The organism is Ruegeria sp. CDSC051 (assembly GCF_059610665.1).
In genome coordinates, this window is sequence record NZ_JBXWOC010000012.1 from 85,699 (window position 1) to 95,234 (window position 9,536).

Sequence of the window (9,536 nt, forward strand, 5' to 3'; positions counted from 1 at the left end):
CGCTTTGGCATTACGTGCTGCAGAAACGTCAGATGCGTCCAGCATCGCTGCCATCTCGATTGAGGTTTGGATCGGAACCTACCTCAAACATGGTGTCAGCGGGTTTTTTGCAGATTTCGCTTTGTCGGAATTCACGGCAAGCAAAGTATTAGAACAGATTCAAAACCCGGATGAATTCGTTCTGGTGTCCGACAATAACCAGGGGATTGACGGGTCAATCCGTGTTTCCCCTGCACGCAGCGCCCCTGTTTCCGGGTGGTGGGGAATGGAGATATCGACATTCTACGTCCAGCCGCGCCATCACGGAAAAGGCATCGGAAGTCGTCTTTTGGCAGCCGCGCTGGAACATTGCCGGGATCAGGGGGCAGATGTGGTCTGGCTGATGACCAATGCTGAGAACCCCTCGGCCATCAAGTTCTATCTGGCCAAGGGTTTCGAGTTCATTGGAGAGACCCACTTTCAGATCGACGATCAAAAGTATTTGAACAACGTCTATGCGTTGCACTTTTCCTGATCAGGGAAAGAGGCCTCTTTCCAGACCAAATATTCTGGAAGATGGTCTTCTTTCCCTCTGCTTCAAGCGTTCATGCGCTTTGTGGCATCTTCCAGAATGAGGTCCGCGCCGCGCGCGGCCAGCATCATCACAGGCGCATTGGTGTTGCCTGAGGTTATGCTTGGAAACGAGGACGCGTCGACCACCCTAAGGCCTGCCACACCATGCACCCGCAGTCGAGAATCCAGAACTGAATCCTGTTCCGATGTCCCCATGCGACATGTACAGCTTGGATGAAATATAGTTCCGGCGTTGGTGCGGAAATTCTCTAACATCTGGTCGTCATTCATCCGCGTAACATCTGGTTCTATCCTGGTCCGCGTAACACTGCGGATCGCCTCAGTGTGCGCCAGTTTCTGTAACACCCGACCCGCTTTGATAGCCATGTCGCAGTCATGGTTTGTGGAGAGAGAGTTCGGTTGGATGGCGGGTGAATCCATGGGATCTGCCGAACGGATGTTGATCTCCCCTCTGCTTGTCGGCCTGCAGGGCTGGGCGCACAGAAGAAAGCCTGCTTCGGTATCAACGCCCGGCTGTCCTTTGGTGTCGGTCTTATAGGACATCGGATTGCAATAGATTTGCATATCAGCAAATTCGGCGGTTTCGTCCGAACGCACAAAGCCGCTGACCTGGTTGACGGGGACGCTGAGTGGCCCGCTGCGGGTCAACAGATAACGAATACCGGACAACATCTGTCCCAACCGATTGCCAAGCGTATTATTCAATGTCGGCTCGGTCGCATGAAAGAATTGGGATATGCCAAGATGATCCTGCAATCCCTGTCCAACCTGCGACAGGTTTTGGCGCACTTTGATGCCGTGCCTTTTCAACAGGTTCGCAGGCCCGATCCCCGAAAGCTGCAAGAGCTGTGGCGAATTTACGGCTCCGGCAGACAGGATGACTTCACGGATCGCGAAGGACGTGACCACCTGACCCTCAACGTGATAGCGGACACCGGTGGCTTTGCCCTGATCCAGAATGACGTTCTGCACCAGAGCATTGGATACCACCCGCAGATTGCTGCGTTTCAGGGCAGGGCGCAGGAACGCGGCTGCTGATGACCAGCGGCGGCCGTTTTTGACAGTACTGCGCAGCCTCATCATTCCTTCGGCGTCCTGACCGTTCAGATTGTCAGAAATATGCCAGCCCATCTGCCGTGAGGCCTCCAGAAAGTGGCGCGAAAACGGGTGCATGCCCTCACTGACATCGCTGACCACGAGAGGGCCGCCCTCGGAGGAAGGTGTTTGGCCTCTTTCGACATGGGTCTCGATCGCCTCATAGGTCTGGCGTACTGTTTCCCAGTTCCAACCCTCTGCGCCTGCCTTGGCCCAGTCATCAAAATCATGCGAGAGGCCTCGCAAATATGCCATGGCGTTGATCGAGCTTGATCCGCCAATAACCCGCCCGCGCGGCCAATAGGCCTGACGGTTGTTCAACCCTGGATCAGCCTGGGCAGAGTAACACCAGTTCACCTTGGGATCGTTGAAGGTTTTGCCGTATCCCAGCGGTACATTGATCCAGAAACGGCGATCGGTTCCACCGGCTTCTATCAGCAATACTTTATGGCTGCCACACGCGCTCAGCTTGTTTGCCAGCACGCAGCCGGCAGATCCGGCGCCCACGATGATATAGTCGAAGGTCTGCGTCATCTCGAACCGTTCTGGGTAATTGGCCCCATGATTTGCACGCAATGATTGTCAATACAAACAATGTATATTATCCATTAGGCATAATTTTCATTGAAGGTAAGAAATGGCGAAACTGCCCCATGTCACCTGGTTGCGGGCTTTTGAAGTTGCCGCGCGTCACAACAGTTTCTCTGCGGCAGCAGAAGAACTGGGGCTGACATCAGCCGCCATCAGTCAGCAGATACGGTTGTTAGAGAAGCATCTAAACGTATCCCTGTTCGAACGCTTGCCGCGCGGGGTTGCCCTGACCGAAATCGGGCGGGCCTATGCGATGCCGGTTCAAAAGACGTTCTCCGAGTTAAGAGACGCAACCAGCGGCCTTTTCACCAATTCTCGCAGGCGGGTGGTCAAAATACGGGCCTCCATCTCATGTGCGGGGCTGGTAATCGCACCAAGACTGGCTGAGTTTGAAGACCTGCACCCCGACATCAAAGTGGACCTCTCCACCTTCGTCTGGGCGAACCGGTTTGGAGAGGAAGAAAGCGATATTGATATCCGGTTTGGCTATGGTGACTGGGATGACGGGATCGTCTCGCATCTGGGCCATGAATGTGCGGTGCCGGTCTGCCATCCCGATTATGCGGCATCTTTTGGCGCAGATCTGAGCATTCAAAATCTGGCTCAGGGCCGGGTCGTAACAATCAAAGGGTCCGAGAATGACTGGATGAGATTGTCCGATCAATACACGCTCAATTTGGGCGCGCCCTCCAGAACGCTTCGAATGGATTCGTCACTTTTGGCTTTGCAGGCCGTCACGGCGGGGCAGGGCGCGGCCATGGTATTAGAGAGCTTTGCCCATGAGTACATTAAGCAGGGTTTGCTGGTGGCACCCTTTGATTACCGTCTACCCATTCAGCCTTCGCACTATCTGGTTAAACGCAAAGGCGCTGAAGACCGTATCGAGGTACAGGTTTTCGCAAGTTGGGTGACGTCACTCTATTAGCGGGCTATTCCAGCGATACCCAAAGCACACGGGCATCTTCGGTACTGGTTGAAATACAGCCGTGCCCCATTCCACTGTCATAATAGAGCGAGTCCCCGGCTTTCATCGGCAGCGGACGGTAGTGTTCCGACACAAAAGTCAGCTCTCCGCTGAGGACAAACATGAACTCTTCTCCAGAATGGCGAATCCAGTTATCAAATTCGGAAATGTCGCGCGCCTTGATTGTCGCGATATAGGGCAGCATCCGTTTGCTGGTCAGCTCTGAACACAGCAACTCATGGATATATGTGGAGGTGTCCTTGATCTCACCGTCGCCCTTGGGCGTATAATCGCGACGGCCTGATATACCCGATTGACCGGACTGTAGAAACAGCTGCGGTGTACTGAGGTCAAGCGCCTGTGTGAGCCGCCGAACAATATCAAAGCTGGGCTTTGTCTGGTTGTTTTCGATTTTTGACAGGGTTGATCGACCGATCCCGGCAGCACGACCGGCTTCTTCCAATGTCCAGCCTTTTGCACGGCGCGCGTCGCGGATCGAGCGGCCCAGAGCCATACCCTCGTCCTGATCGTCCATTCCGGAAACATCCGTTAAATTCTCTTCTGCCACGTGAAATCCCCCTGTTTTATCGATGCTTGCATAATTTCCAATCAAAATCAAATTCACCATTGTAAGAAAAATGTTGCCTTAAGGATGAAAATTCCACTATAGGAAACAAAGTTTCGCAATTTGGATTCGGAACCGTGGGAGGAGACCATGTTTAAAACGTCGCTGGCTGAGGCCGATCCGGTAATCTCTGCGTCGATTTCCCGTGAGGGTGGCCGTCAGGCGGATCAGATCGAACTGATCGCATCTGAAAACATCGTCTCGCAGGCGGTGATTGATGCGCAGGGGTCTGTGCTGACCAACAAATACGCCGAAGGGTATCCCGGTCGCCGGTATTACGGTGGCTGCGAATATGTCGACGAGGTCGAATCCGAAGCTATCGAGCGGTTGAAGAAACTGTTTGGGTGCGAATACGCAAACGTACAACCTCATTCCGGTGCTCAGGCGAATGGAGCGGTCAAGCTGGCGCTGCTTAGCCCCGGTGACACGATACTGGGAATGTCGCTGGATGCTGGCGGGCACCTGACCCACGGCGCGAAACCCGCGCAATCGGGCAAATGGTTCCGTCCGGTGCAATACGGTCTGAACGATGCCGGGCTGATTGATTATGATCAGGTCGAGGCATTGGCAGAAGCTGAGAAGCCCAAGCTGATCATCGCGGGCGCATCGGCCTATTCGCAGAAAATCGACTTTGCGCGCTTTCGGGCAATCGCTGACAAGGTTGGGGCCTGGCTGCTGGCAGATATGGCGCATATCGCGGGGCTGGTGGCGACTGGGCTGCATCCGTCGCCTGTTGGGCACGCTCATGTGGTGACGTCGACCACTCATAAGACCCTACGTGGACCACGCGGCGGGATCATCCTGACCAATGATGAAACACTGGCCAAAAAGATCAACTCGGCTGTGTTTCCGGGTCTGCAGGGTGGCCCGCTGATGCATGTGATCGCGGGCAAGGCCGTAGCCTTTGGTGAAGCTTTGAAGCCTGAGTTCAAAACCTACATGCAGCGCGTAGTCGACAGCGCGGCGGCTTTGGCGAATGTGATGATGGCGCGAGGCTGTGACATCGTTTCTGGCGGAACCGAGAACCATCTGATGTTGGTCGATCTGCGCCCCATCGGCGTGACCGGCAAAGATGCCGAAGCCGCGCTTGAGCGTGCAGGTTTTACTTGCAACAAAAACAGTGTTCCCGGCGATCCGCAAAAGCCAACGATTACCAGTGGTATTCGTCTGGGCACCGCTGCCGGATGCAGCCGTGGATTTGGCCCCGAAGAGTTTACGACGATCGGTCATCTGATTGGCAACGTGCTGGACGCTTTGGCTCAGTCTTCTGACGGGGATGCGACCGTCGAAAAAGAAACTCGTGAAAAAGTCCGCGCCCTGTGCGCGAGCCATCAGATCTATTGAGGTTAAATCATGAGCACCTATGACCTGATCGTTATTGGCGGTGGCCCCGGCGGATATGTAGCGGCCATTCGTGCCGCTCAGCTGGGCATGAATGTCGCTTGCGTCGAGGGGCGGGGTGCTCTTGGCGGGACCTGTCTGAATGTGGGGTGCATACCCTCCAAAGCGTTGCTGACCTCCTCGGCCAAATATGCCGAGATCAGCCATCTCTCCTCCCATGGCATTGAGGTCGAGGGGGCCAGCATCGACATCGGCGCGATGATGGGGCGCAAGGACAAGATCGTTGGTGACCTGACCAAAGGGATCGGATTCCTGTTCAAAAAGAACGGTATCGACCTGATCGAAGGTTGGGCCAGTATTCCGGCTGCAGGGCAGGTTCAGGTCGGCGACACGATCCATGAGGCAAAGAACATCCTGATCGCCACCGGGTCCGAGCCCACCTCGCTGCCGGGGATTGAGATTGACGAGCAAGATATCCTCAGCTCAACCGGGGCGATTGCGCTGGACACCGTGCCGGATCATCTGGTGGTGATCGGTGCCGGTGTCATCGGATTGGAACTGGGTCAGGTCTGGGCGCGTCTGGGTGCCAAAGTCACGGTGGTTGAATATCTCGACCGTGTTCTGCCCGGCATTGATGGAGAGATCGCCAAGCTGGCACAGCGCGCCCTGTCAAAGCGCGGGCTGAAATTCCAACTGGGCAGGGCGTTGAAATCGGTCGGGAAAACCGACGCGGGCCTGTCCCTGATCGTGGACCGAGTTGGCAAGGACAAGGAAGAAGTGATCGAGGCCGACAAGGTCCTGATCGCTGTAGGCCGCCGCCCTGTGACGCGCGGACTGGGGTTGGAAGATCTGGGCGTTGCCATCAACCAACGCGGTTTTATCGAGGTCGATGGAGCGTTCCAGACCTCGGTGCCCGGTATCTATGCGATTGGTGATTGTGTGCCCGGACCTATGCTGGCGCATAAGGCCGAAGAAGACGGCGTCGCCTGTGTCGAAATCCTGGCCGGTCAGGCCGGGCATGTGGATTACAACACCGTTCCGGGCGTGGTTTACACCGACCCCGAGGTCGCCTCGGTCGGTTTGACCGAGGAGGCGCTGAAAGAGGCTGGCACTGACTACGCGGTCGGCAAGTTCGCCTTCATGGCCAATTCTCGGGCGCGTTCGACCGGTGAAACGGATGGTGCGGTCAAGGTTCTGGCTGGCGATGACGGTCAAATCCTGGGCGCGCATATCTGCGGCGCGCATGGCGGCGACCTGATTGCCGAGCTGGTTCTGGCCATGACCAAAGGCGCAACAGTTGCTGAAGTTGCCGCAACCTGTCATGCGCACCCTGCCATGGGCGAGGCGGTCAAAGAGGCCTGCCTTGACGCCCTGGGCCGTGCGATTCACGCTTAACGAGGATCAGCCAGATGACCATCCAGCTTCGACCTCGCCACCCGGAAAAAGCCAAAAAGGCTGACAGTGTCATTCCGCGTAAACCGAAATGGATTCGGAAGAAACGGGTTGAAAGCTCAGAATATTACGAAACCCGCCGCCTGATGCGTGACCATAATCTGGCTACCGTTTGCGAAGAGGCTGCTTGCCCAAATATCGGCGAATGCTGGTCCAAGCGCCACGCCACCATGATGATCATGGGCGAGGTCTGTACCCGCGGCTGTTCCTTCTGCAACGTTGCCACTGGCCGCCCCGACGCTCTGGACCAGTTCGAACCCGGCCGTGTGGCCGTTGCGGTGAAAAAGCTGGGCCTGCGTCATGTCGTGATCACCTCGGTTGACCGGGATGATCTGGCTGATGGCGGCGCTGAACATATTGCCCAAACCATCCGTGCTGTGCGCCACCAGAATCCCGGCACAACGGTAGAAGTTCTGACCCCCGACTTTCTGGGCAAAGGGGACGCGGCCGATCTGGTATTTGCGGCCGCCCCCGACGTATTCAATCACAATCTCGAAACGGTTCCGCATCTGTATCCCACGGTGCGTCCGGGCGCGCGGTATTACACTTCGCTGCGTCTGTTGGACGATGCCAAGCGCGCCAACCCCGAGATCTTTACCAAATCCGGCTTGATGGTTGGCCTGGGCGAGAGCCTGAATGACGTGCGTCAGGTCATGGACGATCTGCGCGCGGCTCAGGTCGATTTTCTGACAGTGGGGCAATATCTGCAGCCGACCGCAAAACATCACCCGATTGACCGGTTCTGGACACCGGAAGAATTCGCCCAGCTTGAGCAGATCGCACGCTCAAAGGGCTTTCTGCACGTGTCAGCCACGCCGCTGACCCGTTCGTCGTTCCACGCGGACGAAGACTTTGCCGCCCTCAAGCAAGCTCGCCAAAGGGCGATTGCTGCCGGGGCATAATCCAAACGCGCTAGGGAGGAATACCATGGAAGCGTTAAATTCAATCGTAGGGGCCATCAATGGCGTCGTGTGGGGGCCGCTGATGCTGGTCCTCATTCTTGGCGTTGGCTTCTTCCTGCAGGTGGGGCTGAAATTCATGCCGATCCTGCGTATCGGCACGGGCTTTAAGCTGCTGTTCGCCGGTCGAGAAAGTCAGGGCGATGGGCAGATCAGCCCGTTCAACGCACTGATGACGTCGCTGTCGGCGACCATTGGTACGGGTAACATCGCCGGTGTTGCTACTGCTGTCTTCCTGGGCGGTCCGGGCGCTTTGTTCTGGATGTGGATGACCGCCCTGGTGGGCATGGCCACCAAATATGCCGAGGCTGTTCTGGCGGTGAAATACCGTGAGAAGGACGAGCTGGGCAACTTTGTCGGTGGTCCGATGTACTACATCAAGAACGGTCTGGGTGCGAAATGGGCCTGGCTGGGTGTTGCATTTGCCCTGTTCGGCGCAGTTGCAGCCTTTGGTATCGGCAACGGTGTGCAAGCCAATGGTGTTGCACAGGTTCTCGAAGCCAATTTCGGCCTGAATACCTCGGTCACCGGTGTGGTGCTGATGGTTCTGACCGCCGCTGTAATCCTGGGTGGTATCACGCGTATCGGTGCCGTTGCCGGTAAACTGGTTCCGTTCATGGCGATTGCCTATATCATCGCGGGTCTGCTGGTTCTGTTGATCAATATCGGTGAAATCGGCAATGCTGTGTCGTTGGTCTTCACCTACGCCTTCACACCCTCGGCCGCCGAAGGTGGTTTTGCGGGCGCCGCCGTTTGGGCCGCCATCCGCTTTGGTGTGGCGCGCGGTGTCTTCTCGAACGAAGCCGGTCTGGGTTCCGCCCCAATCGCTCATGCCGCAGCCGAGACCAAAGGTCCGGTAAACCAGGGCCTGATCGCGATGCTGGGCACTTTCATCGACACTATCATCGTCTGCTCGATCACCGGTTTGGCAATCATCGCCTCAGGTGCGTGGACCACGGGTGAATCCGGTGCCGCGTTGACTTCGGCCGCCTTCGAAATGTCGTTGCCGGGCATTGGTGGCTACTTGATCGCCATTGCGCTGTCGATCTTTGCCTTTACCACCATCCTCGGTTGGTCGTTCTATGGCGAAAAATGCGTCGAGTTCCTGTTGGGTGTGAAATCTTTGGTGCCATACCGCGTCTTGTGGATTATCATGATCTACTTCGGCGCAACCGCGGATCTGGGCTTTATCTGGCTGCTGGCTGACACGCTGAACGCCATGATGGCCATCCCGAACCTGATCGCCCTGGCCTTGCTGAGCCCCATCGTCTTCAAACTGACGAAAGAGTTCTTTGCCTCCGGTGGCAAGTCTGAAGAGCCGGGTGGCACGCCTGCCGAATAAACCGGGCACTGAAAACCTACGGGGGGCCATTCCGGCCCCCCGACTTGAAACAGAATTCCTATCTCGAGGAGAGGCGTGATGGCCACGAAAATCCTGCTGCCGATTGATCACTCTGACGACCGTTCCTGGAAACAGGCATTGCCGGTCGCATTGGAACAGGCGAAATTCTACGGTGCCGAACTGCACGCGGTCGCCGTCATCCCCGAGATCATCCAGCTTCCGAACCTGCCTGCCAATTATGGCGCGGGCGCCAGAGAACATGTGCGCAACGCGGTTCAGACCATTTTGGACAATGGTGGCGCTGCGGGCGTAGCTGTCCATGTCCAAGAGGGCAGCGTCTACCGCGAAATTCTGAAGTTCGCTCACAAAGAGAGCTTCGACATGATCGTCATGGCGTCGACCAAGGGCGATTTCCCGAATTATGAAATTGGTCCGAACCTGGCACGCGTGGTGCGCAATGCGCATTGCACCGTCATGGTTGTTCGTGACCAGTCCCGCTGATCGAAAGGTACCTGAAATGACGGATATTAAGCGCACGCCTTTGCATGGTTTGCATGTTGAGTTGGGTGGGAAGTTGGTTGATTTTGCGGGCTG

Annotated in this window: 9 protein-coding genes; 7 read left to right on the forward strand and 2 right to left on the reverse strand. The window is 56.4% G+C overall.

The annotated features are described in order from the left end of the window. Positions 1 to 4: 4 nt before the first annotated feature. Complete coding sequence (locus AC2FH0_RS20095) at positions 5 to 514, forward strand: GNAT family N-acetyltransferase (RefSeq protein ID WP_496709939.1); 510 nt, start codon at positions 5 to 7, stop codon at positions 512 to 514. Between the two features lie 62 nt (positions 515 to 576). Here AC2FH0_RS20095 and AC2FH0_RS20100 read toward each other — a convergent pair whose 3' ends face one another. Continuing rightward, positions 577 to 2,202: a GMC family oxidoreductase gene (locus tag AC2FH0_RS20100; RefSeq protein WP_496790185.1), complete on the reverse strand. Its 1,626-nt coding sequence runs from the start codon at positions 2,200 to 2,202 to the stop codon at positions 577 to 579. Positions 2,203 to 2,305: 103 nt separating this feature from the next. On the opposite strand from AC2FH0_RS20100, the gene AC2FH0_RS20105 reads away from it, so the two are divergent. Continuing rightward, positions 2,306 to 3,184 carry a LysR substrate-binding domain-containing protein gene (locus tag AC2FH0_RS20105; RefSeq protein ID WP_496709940.1) on the forward strand — a complete coding sequence of 293 codons (879 nt, stop codon included), beginning with the start codon at positions 2,306 to 2,308 and terminating at the stop codon, positions 3,182 to 3,184. Between the two features lie 4 nt (positions 3,185 to 3,188). Here the strand turns inward: AC2FH0_RS20105 and AC2FH0_RS20110 are convergent, their stop codons facing one another. Further along, positions 3,189 to 3,758 (reverse strand): helix-turn-helix domain-containing protein, encoded by a 570-nt coding sequence (locus AC2FH0_RS20110; protein WP_282022285.1) that lies wholly within the window; start codon positions 3,756 to 3,758, stop codon positions 3,189 to 3,191. 180 nt (positions 3,759 to 3,938) lie between these two features. Between AC2FH0_RS20110 and glyA the strand changes: the two genes are divergently transcribed. From glyA to AC2FH0_RS20135, 5 genes are all read left to right on the forward strand, one after another. Continuing rightward, positions 3,939 to 5,192, forward strand: coding sequence for a serine hydroxymethyltransferase (gene glyA, locus AC2FH0_RS20115; RefSeq protein ID WP_496790186.1), 1,254 nt, complete (start codon positions 3,939 to 3,941; stop codon positions 5,190 to 5,192). A 9-nt stretch (positions 5,193 to 5,201) separates the two neighbouring features. Further along, complete coding sequence (lpdA, locus tag AC2FH0_RS20120; protein WP_496692961.1) at positions 5,202 to 6,584, forward strand: dihydrolipoyl dehydrogenase; 1,383 nt, start codon at positions 5,202 to 5,204, stop codon at positions 6,582 to 6,584. 14 nt (positions 6,585 to 6,598) lie between these two features. After that, positions 6,599 to 7,543: a lipoyl synthase gene (gene lipA / locus AC2FH0_RS20125; RefSeq protein WP_496692962.1), complete on the forward strand. Its 945-nt coding sequence runs from the start codon at positions 6,599 to 6,601 to the stop codon at positions 7,541 to 7,543. A 25-nt stretch (positions 7,544 to 7,568) separates the two neighbouring features. Beyond that, positions 7,569 to 8,942 carry an alanine/glycine:cation symporter family protein gene (locus AC2FH0_RS20130; protein WP_282022286.1) on the forward strand — a complete coding sequence of 458 codons (1,374 nt, stop codon included), beginning with the start codon at positions 7,569 to 7,571 and terminating at the stop codon, positions 8,940 to 8,942. A gap of 78 nt (positions 8,943 to 9,020) precedes the next feature. Next, positions 9,021 to 9,443 (forward strand): universal stress protein, encoded by a 423-nt coding sequence (locus AC2FH0_RS20135; protein WP_282022287.1) that lies wholly within the window; start codon positions 9,021 to 9,023, stop codon positions 9,441 to 9,443. The last annotated feature ends 93 nt before the right edge of the window (positions 9,444 to 9,536 follow it).

Coding starts and splice junctions, on each gene's coding strand:
- AC2FH0_RS20100 (WP_496790185.1), bottom strand. CDS start 2,202: ATGACGCAGACCTTCGACTATATCATCGTGGGCGCCGGATCTGCCGGC.
- AC2FH0_RS20105 (WP_496709940.1), top strand. CDS start 2,306: ATGGCGAAACTGCCCCATGTCACCTGGTTGCGGGCTTTTGAAGTTGCC.
- AC2FH0_RS20110 (WP_282022285.1), bottom strand. CDS start 3,758: ATGGACGATCAGGACGAGGGTATGGCTCTGGGCCGCTCGATCCGCGAC.
- glyA (WP_496790186.1), top strand. CDS start 3,939: ATGTTTAAAACGTCGCTGGCTGAGGCCGATCCGGTAATCTCTGCGTCG.
- lpdA (WP_496692961.1), top strand. CDS start 5,202: ATGAGCACCTATGACCTGATCGTTATTGGCGGTGGCCCCGGCGGATAT.
- lipA (WP_496692962.1), top strand. CDS start 6,599: ATGACCATCCAGCTTCGACCTCGCCACCCGGAAAAAGCCAAAAAGGCT.
- AC2FH0_RS20130 (WP_282022286.1), top strand. CDS start 7,569: ATGGAAGCGTTAAATTCAATCGTAGGGGCCATCAATGGCGTCGTGTGG.
- AC2FH0_RS20135 (WP_282022287.1), top strand. CDS start 9,021: ATGGCCACGAAAATCCTGCTGCCGATTGATCACTCTGACGACCGTTCC.